This window comes from Chlamydiota bacterium (assembly GCA_016178055.1).
In the GTDB taxonomy this organism is placed as follows: domain Bacteria; phylum Auribacterota; class JACPWU01; order JACPWU01; family JACPWU01; genus JACOUC01.
This window is the reverse complement of sequence record JACOUC010000030.1, coordinates 28,507-54,051: the sequence shown is the minus strand read 5'-3', so window position 1 is coordinate 54,051 and position 25,545 is coordinate 28,507. Positions and strand designations below refer to the sequence as shown.

Genomic DNA, 25,545 nt, shown 5'->3' with positions numbered 1-25,545 from the left:
TTCTTATGACCTCCTCCTTCTTGCCACGGGAAGCAATCCCTTTATTCCCTTGATTGAAGGGGTGGATAAGGAAGGCGTCTATACCTTTAGAAATATTGCGGATACGCGAAACATTCTTGAGAAATGTAAACTCTCTCAAAGAGCCGTGGTAATTGGCGGAGGTCTTTTGGGGCTGGAGGCCGCTCGAGGGATTTTAAATCAGGGCGTTCATGTGAGTGTGGTGCACATTGTGGATCGCCTGATGGATGTGCAACTAGATTCAAAGGGAGGAGAATTTTTAAAACGCGAGATTGAAAAACTTGGGATTGGTGTTTTACTCAATAAATATACAACTGGAATTTCAGGGAATGGAAAAGCTGAAGGCTTAACGTTTAAAGATGGATCTTCGATAAAAGCCGATATGGTGGTGATTGCATGCGGGATTCGCCCCAATGTCGAGCTGGCCCGTAAAGCCGGTATCACCGTCAATCGCGGAATTATTGTGAATGACCTGATGGAAACCGACGATCCTTCTATTTTTGCTGTGGGAGAATGCGTAGAACACCGAGGAAAAGTTTACGGCCTTGTGGCCCCCCTTTGGGATCAGGGAAAAGTTTTGGCGGCAACCATCACCGGACAAAAAGGGCCCCGCTACGAAGGATCTGTTTTGGCCACCAAACTTAAAGTGATGGGGATTGAACTTTTCTCGGCTGGGAATTTTAAGGGAGACGAACCGGGAGACGAGGTTTTGGTTTATGCGGATGACGGCACCGGTCTTTATAAAAAAGTGGTTGTGAATAAAGATCACGTGGTTGGAACTGTTTTAGTGGGAGATGCGTCCGCTGCAAATCGATTGCTCGATATGATTCGTAAGAAAACACCGATCGGCAAAGATCGTCAAGGTCTTCTCTTTGAACCCGTCTCTCTTCCAGGAACCCCAACCGATGTGATGTCTAAACCTGATTCGGAGACCATTTGCGGTTGTATCGGGGTTTCAAAATGCCAAATTATTTCTGCCATTCGTAACGATCATCTCAAGTCATTTTCAGAGGTGAAGACCCGTACAAAGGCGTCGACGGGCTGTGGCACTTGTTCAGGACTTGTGAAGGAAATTCTAAAAGCCACCGTCGGTTCAGAATTTGAAGAGGAAAAGAAAAATGTGCTCTGTACTTGCGTTCCTTTTCCAAAAGAGCAGTTAAGAATGATGATCCGAACTCAGAGATTAAAGACCGTGCAAGATGTTCTCGACATTTATGGAAACGGACATGGCTGTAATTTATGTAAACCGGCCTTAAGTTTTATTGTGGATGAAGTGTGGTGTGGCGAACATCAAGAAGACCGTTCCGCCCGTTTTATCAATGATCGCGTTCATGCCAATATTCAAAAAGATGGCACCTTTTCTGTGGTGCCGCGAATGCGTGGAGGGGTCACCAGTCCCGATGAACTTAGGAAAATTGCGGACGTAGCGGACAAATATAAAGTTCCTATGGTGAAGGTGACCGGAAGCCAAAGGCTAGATCTTTTGGGCGTAAAGAAAGAGGATCTTCCTAAGATATGGGCCGATTTAGGGATGACCTCCGGCTTTGCTTATGCGAAGGCGGTGCGCATGGTGAAATCCTGTGTGGGAACAGATTTTTGTCGGTATGGGACTCAGAATTCTATTGCGACCGGCATTGAGCTAGAAACTCTTCTGGAGGGGCTCTATACCCCAGCCAAGGTTAAAATGGGCGTGGTGGGCTGTCCCCGTAATTGCGCTGAAGCAACGGTCAAGGACATCGGCCTTGTGGGAATCGAAGGAGGTTGGCAAGTGGTGATTGGGGGCGCCGCCGGGAAGCGTGTTCGCGTAGCTGATATTTTATGCACCGTGAAGACAACCGAAGAAGCCTTAGAAGCCGCACTCCTCTTCTTTCAATATTATCGGGAGAATGGAGAGTACATCGAAAGAACCTATGATTTTGTGGAGCGAGTCGGATTAGACGAGACGAGACGCCATACTATTCTTGCTCCTGAAGATCAGAAGAAGTCATTGCTCGATCGACTCAAAAAATCAAAAGAGAAGGCCGTGAATCCTTGGGAAACCGAATCTAAAAAATGGGTGCATCCGATGCAATTTAAAGACTTTGTTCTTCCCAAAGATTCAGACGCCCTCATGGGGAGCCCTGTATGAATAAAACGCCTGCTTACAAATGGTACCGTGTTTGTGGAACCCGTGAGATTCCGGCCAAAGAAGGTCGGCGTGTGCAATTTGGAGACCACCAAATCGCACTTTTCCATCTGGGAAATGAGTTTTGTGCCATTGATAACGCATGCCCTCATAAACAAGGGCCCCTGGCCGATGGGATTCTTGCAGGAAGCTCTGTTTTCTGCCCCCTTCACGGCTGGAAAATTGATTTAAAAACAGGGTGTGCATTGAATGGAGGACAGGGGCAGGTCAAGACTTATCCAGTCAAGGTGGTTGAGGGGGATGTTTATGTGGCGTTTGGGGAGGGAAAACTAAACGCATCATAAATCAAATATCAAAATGCAAAAATCAAAATGACAATGCAAATATCAAAAATTAAAAACAAAAACCAAGTGCTTAAGCAAGTTAGAATTTTTAAATTTTGATTTGTCATTTTGATTTTTGATATTTGATTTTTGAATTTTCCCTGTGAGGCCTATGAGCGAAAACTTTTCCTTAATCGATTTATTAGATGAGCAGGAACTTCCCCTCAAAAACAGGGTGAACAAGAGCGGCTATTATAGCCCAAAAGAAAGTCTCATCCCCACTGAACCGCTGAAAGAAGGTGAGCAATATCGATTTCATTTTGACATGTCTCAGTGCATCGGCTGCCAATGTTGCGTCGTTGCTTGCAATGAACAAAACAATAATCCACCTGAAGTCAACTGGCGTCGCGTCGGTGAAATCGAAGGAGGATTTTATCCCAACACTCAGAAATTGCATCTTTCCATGGCCTGTAATCATTGCCTGGATCCCTCTTGTTTGACGGGGTGCCCCACCGACGCTTATGTCAAATTGAACGACGGCATTGTGAAACATAAGGCAGAAGAATGCATTGGCTGCGGCTACTGCACGTGGAATTGTCCTTATGGGGTTCCTCAATATAACTCAGAGCGCAACATCGTTACAAAATGCGACATGTGCCACAGCCGATTAAAAGACGGGGACATGCCAGCCTGTGTCTCCGCCTGCCCTGAACAAGCGATTCGAATTGAGAAGGTTAATGTGGCCGAGTGGCGCAAAGAGCACACTCAGGCTGATGCGCCAGGCGTTCCTAATTCTGAAATGACGATTTCAACCACGCGGATCACCCTTCCTAAAAATATTCCAACAGAAATGTTGAAGGCCAATCGCCATCATATCGAACCTGAAAAGCCTCACACCTCGCTTATCTTTATGACCGTTTTAACTCAAGCCTCTGTGGGAGGCTTTTTAATTCTTTGGTTGAGTGAACGACTCTCAACCTTTTTTGATTTTCTCAAACCTCTTCAGGATTTTATGGCTTTTGGAGCCAGTGGAATGATCATCATGACGGGAGTTGCGATGCTCGCAGCTTTATTTCATCTGGGACGTCCGCTCTATGCCTATAAAGCTTTAAGGATGTGGAGACGCTCTTGGCTTTCCAGAGAAGTTCTTTTTTTCTCTCTTTTTTCAGTGATGGGTAATATTTACGCTGGATTAGCCCTCGCAAGTCATTTTTTGAAATTTCAACTTTCAAATATTTTTTATTTTGGACTGGGTGGAACGGTTGCTCTCTTGGGATTGGCCGGGGTCTATGCAAGTGCAAAAATATATCTGGTTCCCGCACGTCCCGCCTGGAATACGATTAGAACTCCTTTACGTTTTTTCTTAACAGGTTTTATCCTAGGCCCTCTTTTTTCTTTGGTCATTTATTCTATTTATGTCGCCGTAACAACTCAAGAGATCGTAGCGAGAGTTTTTCAGGGACCCGCGATTGCTTTCCTTATCGTTTCCATGCTTGCCGGATTTTTTCAGCTGGTCGTTCTCCTGGCCAGGCTTTTTAACCTCCACGAGGATCAATCGACCGAGCTTTATGGTTCGACCTTTCTACTGATTCATCGCTTTAAAAAACATTTTCTGACACGCATGGGTCTTTTAGTTATCGCTTGTTTCATCATTCCAGAAATTCTTTTTCATTTTTTAAATCCAGAAAAGCTATCGGCAATGGGTTTAATCTGGCTTTCAAGTGCCGCCTTTGTTGGAGGAGAACATTGAGAAAATCAAATATCAAAATTCAAAAATCAAAATGACAATGCAAATATCAAAAATTAAAAACAAAACCAAATGCTTAAGCAAGCTAGAATTTTTAAATTTTGATCCGTCATTTTGATTTTTGATATGAAACATTCATGCCGACTGAGGTCGGCACAAAGGGGGATGAAAATCACCCTTGTAGTCGCCCCATTTATGGGGCTGCCCGATTCATCCCCCCACCCAATCTATCCAAGGTGGCGGGATTGTTTAGCGATCAATGCACGGGTCATAAGTGGAGGAGAACATTGAGAAAATCAAATATCAAAATTCAAAAATCAAAATGACAATGCAAATATCAAAAATTAAAAACAAAACCAAATGCTTAAGCAAGCTAGAATTTTTAAATTTTGATCCGTCATTTTGATTTTTGATATTTGATTTTTGGATTTTTACGGAGGCAAAAATGATTTGGTTAGAAGAAATAAAAAAATCGTTAGGCATTGATATCGCCAAGGAAAAATATGCCTATGGGCTGGATGAACAATTTGGGACCATGGCCAAAGAAAAAATTCCGGACCATTGGGTAAAAACCACCTGCGGTTACTGTTCTGTAGGATGCGGCATGTTCATCGGCGTGAAAAACGGAAAAGCAGTGAGCGTCAAGGGAGATCAGAATCATCCGGTCAATGAAGGCTATTTATGCCCCAAGGGATTGGCAGAACATTATGCCATCTCTACCCCGAACCGTGCCAAATGGCCCCTTCTCAAAGTGAATGGAAAATTTCGAAGAATTCGTTGGCCTGCCGCCATTCAAACCATGGTCGGACACTTTAAGGATATTCAGAGTCGATACGGTCCAGAATCTTTAGGTGTGATTAGTACAGGTCAACTTGTGACAGAAGAATTTTATACTTTAGGTAAATTGATCCAGCTTGGATTCAAGACAAAAAATTTTGATGGAAATACCACGCTCTGCATGGCCAGTGCCGTTTCGGGCTACAAACGCTCTTTTGGGAGTGATGGGCCGCCGGGAAGTTATGAAGATTTTGAAAAGGCTGATTTGATTTTTTTAATCGGGGCCAATATCGCGGATAACCACCCCATTCTCTGTTATCGCATGGAAAAAAACAAAAATAAAATTTTGATTGTTGCCGATCCCCGCGTTACTAAAACAGCCATGATGGCGGATGTTTTCTTACCCCTGAAACCCCGAACAGACATTGCACTTCTGAATGGAATGATGCATGTGCTGATGAAAGCAAATAAAATCGATCACGATTATATTGAGAAACATACTTCAGGATTTGAAGAGCTTAAAACCCATCTTGAAAAATACACACCTGAACACGTAAGCGAGGTGACAGGTCTTTCAATCGATCAAATCCAAAAAGTGGCTCTTCTTTATGGAAATGCCGAGGCCCCTTTTATCGGGTGGACCATGGGAGTTAATCACAGTACGCAAGGAACTGAAACAGTCAATGCGATCTGCAATTTGTCACTGATTACTGGAAAAGTTGGGAAAGTTGGTGCTTCTCCTTTCTCAATCACAGGACAATGTAATGCGATGGGGACAAGGGAAACAGGCTTTACCTCAAGTCTACCAGGCTATCGAAAATTTGACCGTCTAGAGGATCGTCAAGAACTGGCCGCCTTATGGAATATTGATGAATCTGAAATAACAACCTCCCGCGGCTTAGCTTATCCAGACATCATTGAAGCTATTTTAGCAAAAAAAATCAGGGGTTTATGGATTATCGCAACGAATCCCTTGGTCTCATTTCCCAATCAAACATTTCTCCATGAGGTGCTCGAAAACCTAGATTTCTTAGTCGTCCAGGATGGGTATCATCCGATTCCCACATCCAAAGTCGCAGACCTTGTTCTTCCGGCAGCCGTTTGGGGCGAAAAAGAAGGAACGTATACCAATTCAGAACGTCGCGTCAGCAAGGTCAATAAAGCCGTAGAACCTCCGGGAGAAGCGAAATCTGACTTTGATATTTTTTTGAGTGTGGCAAAAGAGTTGGGTGTTTACAATCACCTTTTTCCAAACTGGACGAAGCCCGAACACGCCTTTGAAGAATGGAAGAAAATATCGCGTGGAAGGCTTTGTGATTACTCTGGAATGAACTATGCGTTAATTGAAGAGCAAGGCGGCATTCAATGGCCTTTTCCAGAAGGGTCTCAACGTTCGCCTCGTGAAAGCACCTGGCTTTACGCCGATGGCATTTTTAAAACCGATGACGGTCGAGCAAAACTTTGGGCCATTAAAAATGATCCCCCTCCCGAAATTCCCAATGATGCATTTCCCTTCCTCTTGAATACAGGTCGCACAGTAGAACATTGGCATACCCGCACGAAAACAGGAGAGATTCCTATTCTCAATAGACTTTCCCCAGAGGCTTGGGTCGAGATGAACGCTCGAGATGCGGCCAGACTCAAGCTCAAGCATGGAGATTATGTCAAGGTCGTCTCACGTCGTGGTTTCATTGAACACATCGTCTTACGTGTCACGGAGACGATTGCTCCTGGACAAATTTTTATTCCCTTTCATTATGCCGAAGCGAACGCCAACAATCTGACCTTGAGCCATTGCGATCCCATTTCTCGAGAACCGAATTATAAACAGGCTGCTGTTCAAATTTACAAAATGGAGAATCTGTGAAACGCATGCACTTTATTCCCCTGGTAGTCGCCCCATTTATCGGGCAGGTTATTATAATCGCCCGATCTATCGGACAAGGTATTGTAGTCGCCCCATTTATGGGGCAATGCGATCTTGGCATGGATTTGCCCGATAAATCGGGCGACTACACTTCAGGGAAATCAAGGATATGCCTATTTAATTTTTATTGCATACAAAGGAGAGTCTCATGAAGATCAAAGATTTTCTTAAAAGTGGACATCCCCCCACCTTGTTTTCAGCATTTCTCTATTTCGATATCAGTTTTATGATCTGGGTTTTGATCGGAGTTCTAGGGGTCTATATCACCAAGGATTTTGGACTGACCGCAAGCCAAAAAGGTTTCATGGTGGCCCTTCCTATTCTCGGGGGATCCCTTGTCCGAATTCCCTTGGGGCTTTGGGTCGATCATATCGGTCCCAAGAAAACAGGTATTTTAGGACAACTTCTTGTTTTGCTTCCCCTGCTTGGAGTTTGGCTTTTCAGTTCGAATTTAAACTCTATTCTAGCGTTTGGACTTCTTTTGGGCATTGCCGGCGGAAGCTTTGCAGTGGCCCTTCCTTTGGCGAGCCAGTGGTATCCTCCTCAGCATCAAGGAATGGCTTTAGGCATTGCAGGAGCAGGGAACAGTGGAACCGTTCTCGCTTCTCTTTTTGCTCCAACACTGGCTGAACTGGTGGGCTGGAGAAATGTATTTGGTCTGGCTCTGATTCCTGTGATTCTCACTCTTTTGATTTTTATTAAACTCGCCCAAGAGAGTCCAAATAGACCCCCACCTAAAAAGCTTGTGGATTATTTATCCATTTTTCAGGAAAAAGATACCTTCTGGTTTTCTCTATTTTACAGCATTACGTTTGGGGGTTTTGTGGGGCTCGCCAGCTTTCTTGGAATTTTCTTTCACGATCAATATGGCTTAAGCAAGATCACAGCTGGATATTTTACAGCGCTTTGCGTTTTCGCAGGGAGTTTTTTTAGACCCGTAGGAGGCTATTTGGCAGATCGATTTGGAGGTGTGCGAATGCTCACACTTCTTTTTTCTCTTGTGAGCCTTTTGATGATGGGCGTAGGTTTTCTACCTATTCTTCCGATTGTAACTGCTCTCATTTTTTTGGGAATGACTTGCTTGGGAATGGGAAATGGAGCCGTCTTTCAACTGGTCCCTTTAAGATTTCAAAAAGAAATAGGTGTCATCACAGGCGTGGTTGGAGCCGCTGGAGGCATGGGCGGATTTTTCCTTCCGACTCTTTTGGGTTTTTTTAAAGATAAAACAGGTTCCTATGGGGTTGGTTTTATGCTTTTTGCATTGGCAGCTCTCAGTTCTCTGATGGCTCTTCGCATGGTCCAGTCGGGATGGAGCTTCCACCAAATTCTGTCAAAATTTCCTTCGCCAAAACTCAAAACCACGATGGCTTTTGAAAAAGTGGAGGAATAACTTGTTTACTTTTCCCCTCCTTTATAAGGAGGGGTGGTGGGACCAACCTCCCCGTGCTGTGAAAGTGAGGCTCATTTTGTAGTCGCCCCATTTATGGGGCCGTGCATAGACTGCCCGATTCATCCCCCCACCCAATCTATCGAAGGTGGCGGAATTGTTTAGCGATCAATGCACGGGTCATAAGCTTACGAACGTGCTAACGATAACAGCTGGATTGGGTGGGGGGATAAATCGGGCGACTACAAAAAAAATGATGGAGAGAACTTTCATCGCACACGGTAATCTTGAAAGATCATTGGAATTAATTACAAAGGGGAGGAGATCAGCAACTTAAAATGTGGTGACATCTATGACCGATCAATTTGGCCGCATACTTTCGTATTTAAGAATTTCAGTGGTGGATCGCTGTAATCTGCGATGTCTTTATTGCATGCCTGCCCAGAGCGCTGGATTTGATCCCTGGAATGAGCTTCTAACTTACGACGAAATGGCTCGCATCATCCGATGCTTTTCAGAGCTTGGAATTACAAAGGTCCGCATCACTGGGGGTGAGCCTTTGGTGAGGCCCCATATTGAAGAGCTGGTTTTTAAAATTAGAAAGATTCGCAGGATTCAAGAATTGGCCTTATCCACCAATGGCGTATTACTCAAAGGAAAGGCCCGGGAGCTTAAAGAAGCGGGGCTCGATCGAGTGAACATCAGCTTAGACACGCTTAAGCAAGATCGATTTCAAAAGATTACACGGATGGACAAACTTTATGATGTCCTGGAAGGGATTGATGAAGCTTTAAGTTGTGGATTAAATCCCGTTAAATTAAATACCGTTCTCATGAAAGGCATAAACAGCGATGAAATTTTGGATTTGGTGCACTTTGCGATTGGAAGATCGATCGAAATTCGTTTTATTGAGTTGATGACCACCTATGATTCTGTTCAATTAGACCCTAGAGAAAGGTTTTTTAGTTCTCTAGAAGCAAAGAGAATCATTGAAAAAAAATTTATGCTAAAACCTATGGATACTTATTTTTCTTCACCGGCTCAAGTGTTTGAAATTGTAGGAACGAACGCAAAAGTGGGCTTTATCAGCCCCCTTTCAAATGTTTTTTGCGCCCGTTGTAACCGCCTTCGTTTAAAGGCCAATGGGGCGCTTAAAACATGCCTTCATGGGAAAGAAGACTTGGATTTAAAACACCTTTTAAGAACTGGAACTCCCCTCGACGAGATCAAAAAGAAAATTCAACAGGTGGTCTTTGTTAGACCCGAAGAACATTTCTTAAATAATTTTACCGTCCGACACAATGACTTTCAAATGTCGAAGGTGGGAGGGTAAAAACCGCGGATCGGGGCCGGCCTTGTCCTTTTTCTTTTTGACCAGAATATCGTTATATTTTATTCTGTACATATCAGTACAGGATAAAAATATGAGAAATATAGCGGTTCTCCTTCAACAAAAAGAAAAAATCTTTCATGCTCAGGACTTGGCCGTGCTTTGGCACGTGAGTCATCCAAACACCTTGTATACAACACACCTTGTATACAACGCTGAAGCGCTATACCCAAAAAAAAATACTGTATCGCATTTACAAAGGAATGTATACGACCCTTCCCCTCGATCATGTCAATCCACTTGCTTTAGGGATCAAGGCCCTTCATCAGTATGCTTATGTGAGTTGTGAAACGGTTCTATCCCAACATGGGTTCATTAACTCAGCGGTTAAGGATATGACGCTGGTCAGTTCAAAATCACGTTGTTTCTCAATAGGAAACGAGACCTATCGAAGTCGACGGCTTCAAGATAGATTTTTGTTTCACCCTTTTGGAATCGAGGTACGTGATGAAGTTCGAATGGCAATCAAGGAAAGGGCCATTGTGGATATGCTTTATTTCAATCCAGAGTTTCATTTTGATAGACCCATTGATTGGGATATCATCGAGCGAGTTCAAAAAAACATTGGCTATTCACTGACAAGGGACCGATATGCTCCTACCTCATCCAAGGGATGCCGTTCATAAAGCTTGGCTCTGCAGGATTTTGACAGCCCTGGCTGATGACATAGAACTGTTAAAATTTTTGCGGTTCAAAGGGGGGACATGTGCGGCCATGTTGGATTATTTAGACCGTTTTTCTGTAGATTTGGATTTTGATCTGGAAGGGACGAAAAACCAATTTGCCGCGATTCGAAAAAGATTAGAAAGACGCTTAAAACTGAAACGCTCATGTTTTTGGAGGATGAATTAAAGCGGTTAGAATATGATTTACATCATAATCAGCGCCTTTAGACCCTGATAAGCTTCTCAAAACTTAAAAACGGGGAAGGGGCCTCATGAAAAAGATTTTGGGAATGATGGTGTTCTTGGCATTTTGTGAATCTTCTATTTTGGGAGCCGATTTGGGCGAGTGGCGTTTACAAACCTTGATTCCGAAGAAAGTCGAAAACAAGGTTAAAGTCTCAGCAGAGTTTCGGTATCGCCTGGAGGCAAGAGACAATTTTGATTTTGACGATGCGAAAGACGATGAGGATGTCTTTCATCTTTTTAGAACCCGCTTAAATCTTCAGCTGGACCCCCTCCCCTATGCACGGGGCTTTGTCCAATTTCAAGACGCACGCATCGCAAGTTCCGATTTTGCCAATGACGCCCCGTTTGAAGACCCCATTGACTTAAGACAAGGCTATGTTGAGCTTTATGACCCTATGAAAAAAGGGATCGGACTGCGCGTGGGTCGCCAGGAACTTCTCTACGGATCGGAACGCCTGATCGGGGCTTTTAACTGGTCCAATGTGGCCCAAAGCTTTGATGCCGCAAAGATTTTTTACTCATTCGAAAAAGCCAGGATAGACGCCTTCGCAGCACGAAAAGTGAAGATGGATCCCTCTACTATTTTTAATGAATGGGATGATGAGGACAATCTGATCGGTTTATATGGGTCTTGTCAAATGGTCCCGGACCACACCTTTGATTTGTATTATTTTTTGAGAGACACCGACCGCCCCATTGCCTTTGGCCCCAACGTTGGCTCTGACGAACTCAGTGAATCGTCGGTAGGCGCACGTCTGGCTGGAAAACAACCGATCGGTTTGGACTATCAATTGGAATCAGCTTATCAATTTGGCGACTTTGGGCGAGAAGATATCTCTGCCTGGATGTTCATTGGAATCCTGGGATATACCTTTGATTTGTCTGGGTCGCCGCGTGTGGCCTTTGAATTTGACCACGCCTCTGGCGATGAAGATGCCCAAGACCCTAAGCGCAATACCTTTGACAATTTATTTCCCACGAATCATCTCTTTTATGGCACCATGGACCTCGCCAGCCTTCAAAACATCAATGATTTTATTAGCTCGCTGAGCGTCAAACCCCTCTCCCAATGGACTCTGAAACTGGACTGGCATTTCCTCTTCCTGGATGAAACCTCTGATTCCCTTTACAATGCGGCTCGTCAAGCGACAAGAACGGCGGAAAGTCCCAACGTGAGTGATGAGGTGGGACAGGAATTGGATTTTACCTTGAACTATACAATCTCTCCCCAGGTAGGAGTCCTCTTGGGCTATTCCCATTTCTTTGCAGGGGATTTCCTTTCTGATACGGGGACTGCCCATGACGGAAACTTTTTTTATTTCCAGGTCACAACTGCATTCTAAGACTGTCTCTCCCACAACGAGGAAAATGTGATTTAAATCATATACATCCTATCTTTCATCCTCCATAGTGTACCCAAGTTTTAAAAAAAAGAGTCTCCAAAGGGCTTGCGATGATTCAGAACCACAGAAGAGTTTTTGCGACGGTGATCTGCCTTTTCGTTTTCTTGTTATTTTCAGCTTTCCCCATTTTTATCTTTGCACAGGAATCAGAAAGAAGTGGGGATCCATCTCCCATTGAAAAACCTGTTCCGACACAGGAAGCGTTTGTGAAGGGTAAGGCCTTGTTTGGAAAGCAATGTGCGGTTTGTCATGGGCCTCAGGGGGCGGGGGATGGTCCGGCCGCTTATCTTCTTTATCCGAAACCGCGTGACTTCACTCGAAATGAATTTCGTCTTATTTCTACGACTCAAATGAAGGCGACCGATGAAGATTTGTTTGAGACGATCACCCGAGGAATGCCCGGTTCTTCCATGCCTTCTTGGGAGCACTTGAGTGATCAAGACCGCTGGGCCTTGGTCTATTACGTGAGGTATTTGGCAGAATATCAAAATGACGTGAAGCGAGGTGAGATTTTTCCTGAGGTGAAGGGGGTCTCTTGGAAGACAATCGAGAAGATGTTAGCGACGGCCGTGGATCCTAAAATTGTGATTCAAGTGCCGAATGAGCCTGCGGTTAATCCAGAGAGTATCGAGCGAGGGAAAGAGCTTTTTGTAAAGGCGTGCGCTTCTTGTCATGGCCCGGAGGGTAAGGGAGATGGACAGCAAATGATGAAAGATAGTTTGGGCTTCCCCACCAAACCCAGAGACCTCACGTCTGGCATTTTTAAGGGGGAATCAAATTCGAGTGCTCTTTATGATCGAATCGTTGCAGGCTTACCGGGTTCTCCCATGCCAAGTTACGCCAGAGCTCTTAAAGATGATCAGATTTGGGACTTGATTCACTATGTTCAGACTTTGCCCCAACCGGAAGCAGAAGAGCGCTCAAGGGTTCATCGGGTGAAAATAGTTGCGCTAAGAACAAAGGAAAAACTGGATCTCAATCCTTTGGCTCCTTACTGGGAAACCGCAAGACCTTCCTTTGTCTCTTTAACCCCCTTATGGTGGAGGAACACCAGAGTGGAAGGGGTTGATGTGAGCGTACTGTGCAGTGACGAGGATATTGAAATTCTCTTGAGTTGGAAAGATGCGACAAAGGATATCTCGACATTAGATCCACAGTCTTTTTCAGATGGGGCCGCAGTTCAATTTTCTGCAGAAAAAGATCCGCCCTTTTTTGGAATGGGGAGTGCACAAAGTCCAGTATCCATCTGGCATTGGAAGGCATCTTGGCAGGAAGACATGAAAGAATGGAAAGATGTTGAAATGCAATATCCGAATACTGCTACAGACTGGTACGAGGCTCAAAAAAACTATCAATATGGCAGTTCGTTTGAAACAAAGGATTCCAAGACAAAATTTCATGACCCTCATTTTATTACGGGGTGGGGCGCTGGAAATCCTCTTTCAAATCCAGCTCCAGAAGTGGCGGCAGAGGAAGCAAGAGCCCAAGGAGCGGGGACGCTGACAACAATGAGGCCTCAACTTGAGAAGGTTGATGCGAAAGGTGTTTGGAGTGATGGGACATGGCAAGTGGTATTCAAAAGAAAGCTCGAGACCCAGGAAAAAGAAAGATTGCAATTTGAGCCTGGAGTTTCTTTTAGTTTTGCATTTGCAATATGGGATGGTTCCGAAAAAGATCGAAATGGTCAAAAGATGATTTCTATCTGGAACGATTTGGAAATTTAACAATAGGAGTTTGCAATGGAAATCACTAGAAGGCAATTTATCAAAAGAACCGGCGCTACCGCGATTGGCTTAAGCCTGGGGCTCAAAAATCTTTCGCTTTCGGCTCTTGAGGTGATTCCTGAAATCACAAATCCTCTGGAGTATTATCCCAACAGAGATTGGGAGAAAATTTATCGGGATCAATATCGTTACGATAGCACTTTCTCATGGGTCTGTTCCCCCAATGACACACATGCCTGTCGAGCTAAGGCCTTTGTCCGTAACGGTATTGTGGTGCGTTTGGGATCACAATATGACTATGAGACTTATGGGGATCTCTACGGGAATAAGGCCACCCCCAACTGGAATCCCCGTCAATGCGAGAAGGGCTTCACATTTCACCGATTAATGTACGGGCCTTATCGTCTCAAGTACCCGATCATACGCCGAGGCTGGAAGGAATGGGCAGATGCAGGCTTTCCGGATCTAACACCTGAATTGAAGTCCAAATACAAATTTGACTCCAGAGGAACCGATACTCTAGATAAGGCCACATGGGATGAAGCGAATACCTATATTGCCAAGGGCCTCACGGCCATCGCAAAGCGTTATAGCAATGAGGAGGGGAAGAAGAAGCTGCTGGCCGAGGGGTATCCGGAAGAGATGCTCTTGCCCATGGAGGGGGCCGGGACTAGAACCATGAAATTTCGCGGCGGGATGGGACTCTTAGGCGTTTTCGGAAAATACGGGATGTATCGCCTGGCAAACACGATGGCCATCCTTGATACGCATATCCGAGGTGTGAAGGAAGAGGACGCAAAGGCGGGTCGGACCTGGTCCAATTATACCTGGCATGGAGATCAGGCACCTGGACATCCCTGGGTTCATGGCCTCCAGGCCTCTGACTGCGATTTCAACGATCTTCGAAACAGTAAACTTATTATTCAGCAGGGAAAAAATCTTGTTGAAAATAAAATTACAGACAGCCATTGGTTTATTGAGTGCATGGAACGCGGAGCGAAGCTCGTTACCATTACTCCAGAATATAGCCCACCCTCAACAAAATCAGATTATTGGATTCCCATTCGCCCGGCGACGGATGCTGCTTTTTTTCTGGGAATTGCGCGTCTCATGATCGATAAGGGCTGGTATGATCGCGATTTTATCGAGAAGTTCACAGATTTTCCATTGCTTATCCGTACGGATAATTTAAAGCGTTTAAGGGCACATGAAATTTTTAAAGATTACACCCTGGGTCTTTCAAAAGAGGGTCCGAGTTTCAAGTATCAAGGATTGAAAGATGAACAGTATCAGAAACTCGGAGACTTTGTAGTATGGGATGAATTAAAAAATGCGCCCGCCGCATTGACTCGAGACGATGTTGGCGAACAATTTGCCAAAAAAGGGATTAGACCCGCACTTCAGGGAAAATTCAAAGTTCAGGCGATTGACGGAAGTGAAGTGGAGGTCATGACACTCTTTTCTCTTTATGAGATTCATCTTAAGGATTATGACCTTGACAGCGTTGCCGATATGACGAAAGCGCCAAAACATCTGATTGAACAGTTGGCTAAAGATCTTGCGACCATTAAGCCGGCATCGATCCATCAGGGCGAAGGGATCAACCACTGGTTTCACGCAACTGAAATGAACCGCGCGGCCTATTTGCCTCTGATGCTCACGGGAAATATCGGTAAACCAGGTGCGGGCTGTCACACGTGGGCCGGAAACTATAAGGCAGCTTTGTTCCAAGGATCTCCTTGGACGGGCTATGGTTTCAAAGGTTGGGTGGCAGAAAATCCTTTTCATCCACTACTCGATCCCAGCGCACCCGGTAAAGATGTGCATGTGAAACCCTTCTTCAAGGATGAAGAACCGGCTTATTGGAATCACGGGGATCGGCCTCTTATCGTGAATACGCCCAATGAGGGAAGAAAGGTCTTTACGGGGCAAACTCACATGCCCTCACCCACGAAGGCGATGATATTTACCAATGTCAATCTTATCAATAACGCGAAACACGCCTACGACATGATAAAAAATGTGAATCCGAATGTGGAAATGATTGTCTCGATTGATATTCAAATGACGGCCTCAATAGAATATGCCGACATTGCCCTGCCGGCCAATAGCTGGATGGAGTTTGAGGGTCTCGAGGTAACGGCTTCCTGCTCCAATCCTTTCCTGCAGATTTGGAAAGGCGGAATTAAGCCCATATTCGACAGTCGAGACGATATCATGATTTTGGCTGGAATCGCGGAAAAACTGGGAGAGCTTACTGGGGATATTCGATTCTACGATTATTGGAAATTTGCACTGGAGGGCCAGCGGGAAGTTTACATTCAGCGACTTCTTGATACCTCTACAACGACGGCGGGATACAAACTCGAAGACATCATGGCTGGCATTTACGGGCCCCCGGGCGGGGCTTTGATGCTCTTTAGAACGTACCCCAGAGTTCCGTTTTGGGAACAAGTTCATGAAGACCAGCCATTCTTCACCGATACAGGTCGTTTAAACGCCTATACGGATGTTCCCGAAGCCATCGAATATGGGGAGAACTTCATTGTTCATCGAGAGGGACCGGAGGCAACGCCTTTTCTTCCAAACGTGATTGTCAGTTCAAACCCTTTTGTTCGGCCCAATGACTACGGCATTGCCCAAACAGCTCAACATTGGGATGAGCGAACGGTACGAAACGTCAAGCTTCCTTGGGAGAAGGTAAAGCAAACGAAGAATTTTCTTTGGGAGCGGGGCTTTAAGTTTTATTGCCTGACACCCAAAAGCCGTCACAGGGTGCATTCTTTATGGAGCAATGTAGATTGGCATGAAATTTGGGATTCGAATTTTGGGGACCCGTATCGTATGGACAAGCGTACGCCCGGTGTCGGCGAACAGCAAATTCATATGAATCCTGAAGCGGCCAGAGATCTTGGCATCAATGACGGGGATTACGTTTATGTGGATGCAAATCCAGCAGATCGGCCCTATGTAGGTGCTAAGCCGAGCGACCCATTTTATAAAGTGGCTCGGCTCATGCTGCGAGTGAAGTATAACCCAGCTTTTCCCTACAATACCGTGATGATGAAGCACGGGACTTATATCGCGACAGAAAAATCTGTAAAGGCGCATGAGACTCGGGCCGACAAAAGAGCGCTCTCTGAAGGGGGCGCCTATCAGGCGAATTACCGCTATGGATCCCAGCAGAGTGTGACACGCAATTGGCATATGCCGATGCATCAGACGGACACCTTATTTCATAAGGCCAAGGTTAACCTCTCATTTATCTTTGGAGGAGAATCAGATAATCACGCGGTGAACACTGTTCCCAAGGAGGCCCTGGTTCGGATTACAAAAGCCGAGGACGGAGGGCTGGGGGGCATTGGAATTTGGAAGCCCGCGACAACGGGCTTTACTCCCTCGAGCGAAAACGAACTCATGAAAAAGTATCTGGACGGAGGATTTATAAAGATGGGCGGGGAGGAGAGTGAGGAATGGTGAAATATTCATGAGCCATGGCTCACAAATTGTTCAAGCTTGTGTAGTCGCCCGATTCATCGGGCAATTCATGCCAGGGGTAAGGCGCCCCATAAATGGGGCGACTACAAATTTGCGAACGTGGGGATTTTCATGTGAACAAAGAACTGGATCCTGAAGATCCTATGGAAATGGTCGGAGTTGAATTCTCTCTCCAGAGTGAAGCTGAAGTTCGAGATATGGCACTTTGTTATGCGGAGGAATTCGCCCGCGATGGCTGGAACGAGGAAAAGCTCCTGGCGATGTTTAGAAATCCCTTTTATCTGGGGCCGCATCTTGTGTGGCGTCAAAAGGGAGATTCATTTGTGCTATCTGTGATCCAAGAAGCAATAAGAATGTGGCAGCCTAAAACAGAAGACAGAAGACAGAGGACAGAAGACAGAAGACAGAAGACAGAAGATAGAGGAAAAGAAATATGAGTCAGGTATTCAACTGGCAATTAAATCGCAAGATGGAATATCCTCATGTGGGACACTACCCTCAGCGACAGTTTGCCTTCGTATTTAATTTAAACCGCTGCATCGCTTGTCAAACTTGCTCATTCGCTTGCAAGACGACCTGGACCTTTTCCAAAGGGCAGGAATACATGTGGTGGAACAATGTAGAGACAAAACCTTACGGTGGCTATCCCCAATTCTGGGATGTCAAATTGTTGAATCTATTGGAGCAGGCCAACCCGGGTGCTCAGAAATGGAGGGGCGATATTTTCGAGGGAAAGACGATTTTCGAGGCCGCTCAAAAAAATATTGGAGCTGAACCCCAGAGGGTTTTGGGTTATCTACCGACAGATGAGGAGTGGCGTTTCCCAAATATATATGAGGACACAGCGGTCTCAAGGCCAGGAAAGCCCGACACCTACGATACGGAAGGGACCTCTCTTCCCGTTCACAAGACTTGGTTTTTTTATTTGGCCCGGCTTTGCAATCATTGCACGTATCCCGGGTGTTTGGCGGCCTGCCCGCGCAATGCCATTTACAAGCGGCCCGAAGACGGTATTGTTTTGGTAGATCAAGAACGCTGCCGGGGCTATCGCAAGTGTGTTGAGGCCTGTCCCTATAAAAAGGCCATGTATCGGCCCACCACACGCGTCACAGAAAAATGTATTGGATGTTTCCCTCGCCTCGAAGGGAAGGATCCAGAATCAAATGGTCAACCTCTGGAAACCCGCTGCATGGCGGCCTGCATTGGCCAGATCCGGCTTCAAGGACTTGTGAAGATGGGGGAGGATGGCGAGTGGGCCCAAGACCGTTATAACCCCATTTATTATTTGGTGAAGATTGCCAAGGTGGCGCTCCCCCTTTATCCTCAATTTGGGACTCAGCCTAATGGCTACTATATCCCGCCGCGCTGGGTGCCCAGGAGCTATCTAGCGCAAATGTTCGGTCCGGGCGTGGATCAGGCTATCGAATCTTACAAAGTCCCTGACCGTGAACTTTTGGCGGTCCTTCAGCTATTCAGAAAAACGAACAAGATTATTTTTCGCTATGAAATAGAAGAAGGCCCGAAGGTCTATGAAACAGAAATTCATGGAAAGCCCTTTAAGATGTATAACGATACCGTCATCGGCTTTAACCAAGAGGGAAGTGAAATCATTCGAACACAAGTGGAGGAACCGTTTTATGTCCGGCCCGACAAACATCAAAACTCTATCTGAAATTGACGAGCTCTTGGGAAGGAGTTTTTTCTATCAGCTTCTAGCCTCTTTGTTTAGACATCCCAGCTCAGGCCTCGGTCGGGCGTTTGTAAGTGAGACGGGTTCAAATTGGGAACATTGGTTAGACGTTGCGCGTATTCCACGAGCCAATGAACTGAAAAATATTTTGAAGTCCCTGTTGGAACAACTTCATGCGTCAAGTGACGAAGAATGGACTCAACATTACGAAAGAACTTTTGGACATACCGCATGTGGGAAAGTCCCTGCCTATGAATTAGAGTATGGGGAGGAACACAGTCATCGTCAACCTCAGGAACTCTCCGATATTTCAGCTTTTTATCAAGCCTTTGGCCTGAAGGCGGCCGACACTGCACGCGAAAGAGTAGATCACGTCTCTTCGGAATGCGAATTTATGTATTACCTCCTTTATAAGACTGCGTATGCGCTAGAGAATCACGGTGAAGAGAAGGCTTTTGTTTGTCGAGATGCTGCAAAGAGCTTCCTGGAAAACCATCTGGGACGGTGGCTGCCTGGCCTTACGGTTCGTCTTTCCAATTCTGTGGGTATTGGATTGATGCATTCTATTGCTGAGTTTGCTTTTTGTTTCATTGTGAGTGATTGCGAAAAATCAGACGTGAACCCTGGCCCGAGAGATTTACCTATTCGCAGGATACAAGAGAAGCTGGAGACGGGATGCGTTTCTTGTTTGGCAGGCTGCTGAAAAAGGCCATTTTCTGCGTTGCGTGCTGCGCTCCCTTGTGCGGCGTACCATCAAACGTACGCCTCCGCGGTCGCTTGCACGCGCCTTGAAACTGGCTCTTTTTGAGCAGCCTGGACATATGAATCAATACAGTCTTGGAACATAAAGGTCATGAACTTAAAGTTCGAGCCCTCTTTTATTGAAGAAGCGGTATTTATTGGGATTCGTTCCCTTGAGAAAAGAGGGGATCAGCCCATTGTGGACTCGTTCCACCTTCAAAGAATCCAAATCTACGAACATTTCCAAGGCCTTGAGAGAGAAAAAAAATTCCATAGTTTCTTTGAAGAATTCTTTTCAAAGCTGGGATTGCGTTTCATTTTTGAGAATGTGATTTCAGAATTTCATCTACTGAATGACTCAAGCATGCTTTTATTTGTTAAGACGGTGTGGAATCGAAAAGGAGAGGGTGCTCAACTATATGTAGATGGAAATTTAAAGACGGTCCTTTTGGGTCTTCGGATTGTTGGACTAGAAAATCTTCTTTTTTTCGAGTCTTTCTTGCGCCATGAACTGTTTCATATCTCCGATATGCTGGATCCCTCTTTTCAATATTCTACGGATGCTGATCTAGGGGGATTTTGTGAAGTGGAAAATGACCTCGCGCGTGATCGTTTTCGCCTTTTGTGGAATATTTATATCACAAAGCGCATTATTGGGGCGGGTCACTTTTCTCATATAACTCCAGATGAACTGCGAGCAAGTTTCAACAAAGCCTTTTCTTCCTGGAGTGATGGAAAACAAGAGAATGTATTTCAAAATCTCTTCAGCAGTCGGTCGCTGACTCAGGGTGAATTGATACAGGTTGCAAAAGAGGCTGAATCTGGGAAACCAGGGCGACGGGAGAGTTTTCACTGCTCATTGTGTGGATTTCCATATCTTGACAAGTTCAATTGGGAGGAATTAGAAGAAAAAACCTTGGTTATCAATGAAATTAGAAAAGACTTTCCTGAGTGGCTTTTGTCTTCCAGCATTTGCCGGCAATGTTTTGAGCTGTATTTATCCAAGGCGAGGGTTATACATGAAACTGCCTGATTTTTTGACGAGTCGCCGTGAATTTTTTAAATCATTTCCTCAGTTTTTCTTGAATGAATTGAGATCTGTTACAAACGAATTCGCTCAAAGTTCAAAGTCGAAAGAAAATAAGCCCAAAATTGCCAGAATTGATGTCAGCCGTTGTCTGGCTTGGGCGGGATTGAATTGTCAGCTTTGTTATGTGGCCTGTCCGCATCGTGACAGAGCCATTGAGATAAAGGATCTAAGACCGATGATCATCCCATTGATCTGCGACGGTTGCGGGATGTGTGAAATCGCATGCCGGACAGTGAACGATACTCCAGCTGTTTGGATGGTAGATCTCAGGACAACAGAAGATAAAATTTTATGATTTTGATCATAAAACTTTATTTGCAGGTGTTTTAGCATCCTGATTTAAGTCTGGGAAAGGAACCTTATGTTCGGAAGAATAGGTTGGACAGAAATTCTCATCGTTTTGACGATTCTTCTTATTCTTTTTGGCCCGAAAAGAATCCCTGAGTTAGCCAAGTCGATTGGACAGGGGATAAGACTTTTTAAAAAGGGTCTGAAAGACGTTGAGAAAGACGTAAAGTCCGAAGAAAAAGAAGAAAAATAGAAAGCAAATCTCCGAGTCTGATTTCCTAAGTCTCTTATAAAGATAAGGATATGGGAATCAGACCGAGGGCGCTTTGGCGGAAACGTAAGCGCCTCCCGATCCCCGACGTAACGTCGGGGTGAATTGCAAAGGAGAAGAAAAAATGGTCTATCCTCATAGATTGACCGACCCCTTCGGTCGGCGCGTTAACTATCTCAGAATTTCTTTAACCGACCGCTGCAACTTTCGCTGCCTTTACTGCATGCCTGAAGAAGGGTTGCCCGTTTTGCCAGCTCATGATATCCTCACGGGAACCCAAATCGTCCGTCTGGTCCAGATTATGAGTCGCCTGGGTATTGAGCGGGTCCGACTGACGGGAGGTGAGCCACTCTTAAGGGAAGACATTCTTGATATTGTGAGAGGCATTAAAGAAATTGGAAGGATTAAGGATCTCTCGTTAACAACCAATGGGAGCCGGCTCTCGACGTTTGTCAAGCCTCTCAAACAAGCGGGGCTAGACCGGATCAACATCAGCCTCGATAGTTTGGAGGCCGTCAGCTTCAGGAAAGTGACGCGCACCCATGATGATGAGGCTGTTCTTCGCTCCATCATGGGTGCCCTTGAAGAGGCATTCCCTCTAAAATTAAACATGGTGGTCCTGAAGGGTGTGAATGATCATGAAATTCTTAACTTTGTGAGTTTGGCCTTTGACTATCCCTTGGAGATTCGTTTCTTAGAATTCATGCCGCTTTGCGGTTCAAACTGGCAGAAAAATCTTTTCATGCCGATGGCTCAAGTTCGAAGTCTCGTGAAAGAGAAATATGATTTGGCAGAGGATTTTCAAAGAGGAGACAATGTTGCCCAAACCTTTCACATTCGAAATGGCAAGGGAAAATTGGGATTCATTGCCTCTTTAACGGAACCTTTTTGTGATCGCTGCTCGCGTTTAAGACTGACAAGCGATGGGAAAATTCGTCCATGTCTTTTTTCTCATGAGGAAGTTTCTTTAAAAGAACTTTTGAAGGAAAATCGGCCTGATGAAGAAATCATTGCGGCGGTCTTGCACGCCGTAAAAATAAAACCCAGGGGGAACCCCCTCTTCTATGACCAGCCCTTTCAAGATAGGGACGGCGTTCCCTTAGCTTTAGACGAAATGCCTTATATTCGGAGCATTGGCGGATGAAATCTGTTACAGATAAAATAGATACCTTTAGGGTAGCAACGGCCTCTAGCACGATTGTGGCTAGACCAGAAACCATTCAGCGACTTCTCCAAAATGACGTTCCTAAAAAAGATGTGCTCGCGGTTGCAAGAATAGCGGGAATCACAGCTGCAAAAAAAACTTCGGAATTGATTCCCTATTGTCATCCCCTTCCCATTGACTTTGTGGAAATTGAGTTTGATGTCCAGGAGAAACAAATTGTCGTGAGAGCCTCGGTTCAAGCCATTTGGAAAACAGGGGTTGAAATGGAGGCTCTGACAGCTGCTTCGATTGCAACCTTAACCCTTTATGATATGCTCAAAGCCATTGATCAAGAGATGGAAATTATTTCAACAAAATTGATTGAGAAAAAAGGAGGAAAAACAGATTTTAAAGAGGTGATTCCCAAAAATTTCTCCGCTGCAATTATTGTTACCTCTGATGGAACATTTAAGAAAACGCGTCAAGATACCTCTGGGAGAATCATTCAAGAAAAACTCGAAAGTTACGGGATTCATCCAAGCTATATCATCCTCCCCGATGACAAAAATCTTATTTTAGAAAAATTGAAAGAACTCTGCGAACAGGATATTCATCTCATTTTAACAACCGGAGGAACAGGGCTAGGCCCTAGAGATGTTACCGTAGAAGCTACAAAAGAAATTATCGATCGTGAAATCCCTGGGATCATGGAAGCCGCACGTTCTTACGGACAAAAGCGTACCCCTTACGCCATGCTCTCTCGAGGTCTTGCAGGACAAAAGAGAAATACACTCATCGTAAACCTCCCGGGATCTTCCAATGGGGTACGTGAAGGCCTGAATGCGATTTTTCCGTCTATTTTACATGGCTACAAAATGATGAGAGGTTTAGGGCATTGATGAAATCAAAATCCAAAAATCAAAGATCAAAATGACAAATCAAAATTTAAAATACTTCCCTCACAATAGCGCTGGAAAATTTTTGAATTTTGCATTGTCATTTTGCATTTTGATTTTTGGATTTTGGATTTGTTCAGAATTTTGGATTTGTTTTCGCAACAAAATGAAAGTATGCGTATGAACCATCTCACCTTTTGGCTTCCTATCGTATTCTTTATCATCGCCTTTTCCTATTCGATGGTAGGCTTTGGAGGGGGTTCGTCTTATTTGGCTATTCTCGTTTTGACCGGACTTCCCTATCAAAATATTCCACCTACGGCACTGATATGTAATCTCATGGTCGTAGGCGCTGGATTCTGGAACCATTATCGTGCAGGTTATTTCCGATTTCGTATCCTCATACCTTTTATGGTGACGTCGATTCCGTTGGCCTATTTCGGTGGATCCATCTCCATTTCAAAAGAACTTTTTTCTTTTTTACTGGGGCTTGCCCTCTTGGCTGTGGCCCTACGTATGTTTATTTCTGAAAAAAAATTTGAAAATACAATGCCTGTTTCCTGGAAAAAAACTTGGTTCCTGGGCCTCCCTTTGGGAGGAGGGCTTGGCTTTATCTCCGGACTTTTAGGGATCGGTGGCGGAATTTTCTTAAGCCCTCTCCTTCTCATGATGCGATGGGTTGAATTAAAAGAAGCAGGCGCCTGTGCAAGTTGCTTTATTTTTGTTAACTCAGTTTCAGGACTTCTGGGACATCTCAAATGGGGCCATGTTGATACCCATCTCTTGACTGCGCTAACCCTCTGGGACAACTCTGCCATGGATGGCTTTGCACTCAGATCCGAGGACACACAAACCGCAAGCGCTGAAAAACCCGTCCGACTTAAAATCGTTAGAACAATCAAGGCTGGAGATCCACTCAAAGATCTCAAAGAATTAGGGACTTATCGAATCATGACAGGGGCCATGATTCCAAAGGGAGCCAATACCGTTCTTGCCCAGGAAAATGCTGATGTTAAACAAAATCATCTCGTGATGGATCAATTCATGCCTCAACGAAAAAATATCCGTTACCGGGGAGAAGAAGTTAAAAAAGGGACCCTCCTCCTCCATAAAAATTCTTACATTCATCCCGCAACCCTGGGGATTTTATCCTCGCTGGGAAAAGAAAGTATAAAAGTCTTTAAAAAACCTGAGGTCGCTCTCATCGTTTCAGGAAGCGAGCTTGTTCCTGTTGGGAAGAAATTAAGCCCTGGAAAAATTTATGATAGCAATTCCTGGATGATTTCATCTGCACTTCAAATGATGGGGATCCACCCTTCTTTCGTCAAAACGGTAAAAGATGAGCCTCATGCTCTAAAAAAAACAATTCAACAGTCACTTGCTCAAAATGATGTTGTCATTCTCACCGGTGGAGTCTCTACGGGAGACTATGATTTTGTGAAAGATGTTTTAAAGGAACTGAATGTTCGCTCTCTTTTCTGGAAAGTCCTTCAAAAACCAGGCAAACCCCTTTTCTTTGGAAGAAAAAGTGATAAGCTTATCTTTGGCCTTCCAGGAAATCCTGCCGCTGTTTTCACCTGCTTTTATGAATATATTTATCCCGTTCTCTCTCGCATGTCAGGGTTTCAAAACGCCTCTCTCCCCCGACAAAAAGCCATTCTTGAAAAAGATATTCAGGCGGATCCCAGTAAAGTTCTCTTTCTAAAAGCAATGACTCTGGAAAATCATGGGAAAACAACAGTGATACCACTTCAACATCAGAGTTCGCACATGATTTCTTCATTACACGCTGCAAACAGTTTGATTTTAGTCGAGCCCCAAAATCGGATCCTTAAAAAGGGAGAAAGGGTAACGGTTGATTTACTCCCCCATGGAAACGTGGGGTGCCCTCCCCTTTTTTTCAAAGGGGAGATGGAGGGGTTAGAATCTATAAGAGGGGGCCATCCTAAATGAAAGTAAAAGTTCTTTTCTTTGCACAACTTAGAGATATCTTTGGTCAAGACAAGCGTATCCTTGATTTGCCTGAGGCTATGACCATTGATGAAGCGTTAAAAATTCTCTTTGAAGAATCTAGGCTAAAATCTTTGGCTTCTCTCCCCCTTCTTTACGGCCTCAATGAAAATTGGGCCCAAGGAGACGAGAGGCTTCAGGATCAAGATACTTTGGCTCTTCTTCCCCCTGTGGCCGGAGGATAG

General features: G+C 44.8%; 21 protein-coding genes and 1 riboswitch. All 21 genes read left to right on the top strand.

Features of this window, described 5'->3' with window-relative positions; genetic code table 11:
• A partial coding sequence (locus HYS07_03925; GenBank protein ID MBI1870325.1) for an NAD(P)/FAD-dependent oxidoreductase occupies nt 1–2,146 on the top strand: 2,146 nt, incomplete at its 5' end.
• Entirely contained in the window at nt 2,143–2,487 is a 345-nt protein-coding gene (gene nirD / locus HYS07_03920; protein MBI1870324.1) for a nitrite reductase small subunit NirD, read from the top strand. The genes HYS07_03925 and nirD, both read left to right, overlap by 4 nt.
• Before the next feature lie 151 nt (nt 2,488–2,638).
• On the top strand, nt 2,639–4,216 hold the full coding sequence (locus HYS07_03915) for a dimethyl sulfoxide reductase anchor subunit (GenBank protein MBI1870323.1): 1,578 nt from the start codon (nt 2,639–2,641) through the stop codon (nt 4,214–4,216).
• A 442-nt stretch (nt 4,217–4,658) separates the two neighbouring features.
• Nucleotides 4,659–6,857: a nitrate reductase gene (locus HYS07_03910; GenBank protein ID MBI1870322.1), complete on the top strand. Its 2,199-nt coding sequence runs from the start codon at nt 4,659–4,661 to the stop codon at nt 6,855–6,857.
• 208 nt (nt 6,858–7,065) lie between these two features.
• Nucleotides 7,066–8,307 (top strand): NarK/NasA family nitrate transporter, encoded by a 1,242-nt coding sequence (locus tag HYS07_03905; GenBank protein ID MBI1870321.1) that lies wholly within the window; start codon nt 7,066–7,068, stop codon nt 8,305–8,307.
• Nucleotides 8,308–8,656: 349 nt separating this feature from the next.
• Entirely contained in the window at nt 8,657–9,637 is a 981-nt protein-coding gene (gene moaA / locus HYS07_03900; GenBank protein MBI1870320.1) for a GTP 3',8-cyclase MoaA, read from the top strand.
• Between the two features lie 200 nt (nt 9,638–9,837).
• A complete protein-coding gene (locus HYS07_03895; GenBank protein ID MBI1870319.1) occupies nt 9,838–10,320 on the top strand; it encodes a hypothetical protein in 483 nt (160 codons plus the stop codon).
• Nucleotides 10,286–10,546, top strand: a complete 261-nt coding sequence (locus HYS07_03890) for a nucleotidyl transferase AbiEii/AbiGii toxin family protein (protein MBI1870318.1) — start codon at nt 10,286–10,288, stop codon at nt 10,544–10,546. The genes HYS07_03895 and HYS07_03890 overlap by 35 nt, the downstream gene beginning before the upstream one ends.
• 85 nt (nt 10,547–10,631) lie before the next feature.
• Nucleotides 10,632–11,948, top strand: coding sequence for an alginate export family protein (locus HYS07_03885; GenBank protein MBI1870317.1), 1,317 nt, complete (start codon nt 10,632–10,634; stop codon nt 11,946–11,948).
• Between the two features lie 110 nt (nt 11,949–12,058).
• Complete coding sequence (locus tag HYS07_03880; protein MBI1870316.1) at nt 12,059–13,732, top strand: c-type cytochrome; 1,674 nt, start codon at nt 12,059–12,061, stop codon at nt 13,730–13,732.
• Between the two features lie 15 nt (nt 13,733–13,747).
• A complete protein-coding gene (locus HYS07_03875; GenBank protein MBI1870315.1) occupies nt 13,748–17,212 on the top strand; it encodes a molybdopterin-dependent oxidoreductase in 3,465 nt (1,154 codons plus the stop codon).
• 92 nt (nt 17,213–17,304) lie between these two features.
• Entirely contained in the window at nt 17,305–17,667 is a 363-nt protein-coding gene (locus HYS07_03870; GenBank protein ID MBI1870314.1) for a hypothetical protein, read from the top strand.
• Nucleotides 17,664–18,902, top strand: coding sequence for a 4Fe-4S dicluster domain-containing protein (locus HYS07_03865; GenBank protein MBI1870313.1), 1,239 nt, complete (start codon nt 17,664–17,666; stop codon nt 18,900–18,902). The genes HYS07_03870 and HYS07_03865 overlap by 4 nt, the downstream gene beginning before the upstream one ends.
• Nucleotides 18,868–19,623 (top strand): molecular chaperone TorD family protein, encoded by a 756-nt coding sequence (locus HYS07_03860; protein ID MBI1870312.1) that lies wholly within the window; start codon nt 18,868–18,870, stop codon nt 19,621–19,623. The genes HYS07_03865 and HYS07_03860 overlap by 35 nt, the downstream gene beginning before the upstream one ends.
• Nucleotides 19,624–19,773: 150 nt before the next feature.
• Nucleotides 19,774–20,694 carry a hypothetical protein gene (locus HYS07_03855; protein ID MBI1870311.1) on the top strand — a complete coding sequence of 307 codons (921 nt, stop codon included), beginning with the start codon at nt 19,774–19,776 and terminating at the stop codon, nt 20,692–20,694.
• Nucleotides 20,681–21,046 (top strand): hypothetical protein, encoded by a 366-nt coding sequence (locus tag HYS07_03850; protein MBI1870310.1) that lies wholly within the window; start codon nt 20,681–20,683, stop codon nt 21,044–21,046. The genes HYS07_03855 and HYS07_03850 overlap by 14 nt, the downstream gene beginning before the upstream one ends.
• A 66-nt stretch (nt 21,047–21,112) precedes the next feature.
• Nucleotides 21,113–21,292 carry a twin-arginine translocase TatA/TatE family subunit gene (locus tag HYS07_03845; GenBank protein ID MBI1870309.1) on the top strand — a complete coding sequence of 60 codons (180 nt, stop codon included), beginning with the start codon at nt 21,113–21,115 and terminating at the stop codon, nt 21,290–21,292.
• Nucleotides 21,290–21,442, top strand: a riboswitch (molybdenum cofactor riboswitch). It overlaps the preceding gene by 3 nt.
• Nucleotides 21,435–22,454: a GTP 3',8-cyclase MoaA gene (gene moaA / locus HYS07_03840; protein MBI1870308.1), complete on the top strand. Its 1,020-nt coding sequence runs from the start codon at nt 21,435–21,437 to the stop codon at nt 22,452–22,454. It overlaps the preceding riboswitch by 8 nt.
• The gene (locus HYS07_03835) at nt 22,451–23,353 is read left to right on the top strand and encodes a bifunctional molybdenum cofactor biosynthesis protein MoaC/MoaB (protein MBI1870307.1); all 903 of its coding nucleotides are present in this window, start codon (nt 22,451–22,453) and stop codon (nt 23,351–23,353) included. The genes moaA (HYS07_03840) and HYS07_03835 overlap by 4 nt, the downstream gene beginning before the upstream one ends.
• 177 nt (nt 23,354–23,530) lie before the next feature.
• The gene (locus HYS07_03830; GenBank protein MBI1870306.1) at nt 23,531–25,303 is read left to right on the top strand and encodes a TSUP family transporter; all 1,773 of its coding nucleotides are present in this window, start codon (nt 23,531–23,533) and stop codon (nt 25,301–25,303) included.
• The gene (locus HYS07_03825) at nt 25,300–25,545 is read left to right on the top strand and encodes a MoaD/ThiS family protein (protein ID MBI1870305.1); all 246 of its coding nucleotides are present in this window, start codon (nt 25,300–25,302) and stop codon (nt 25,543–25,545) included. The genes HYS07_03830 and HYS07_03825 overlap by 4 nt, the downstream gene beginning before the upstream one ends.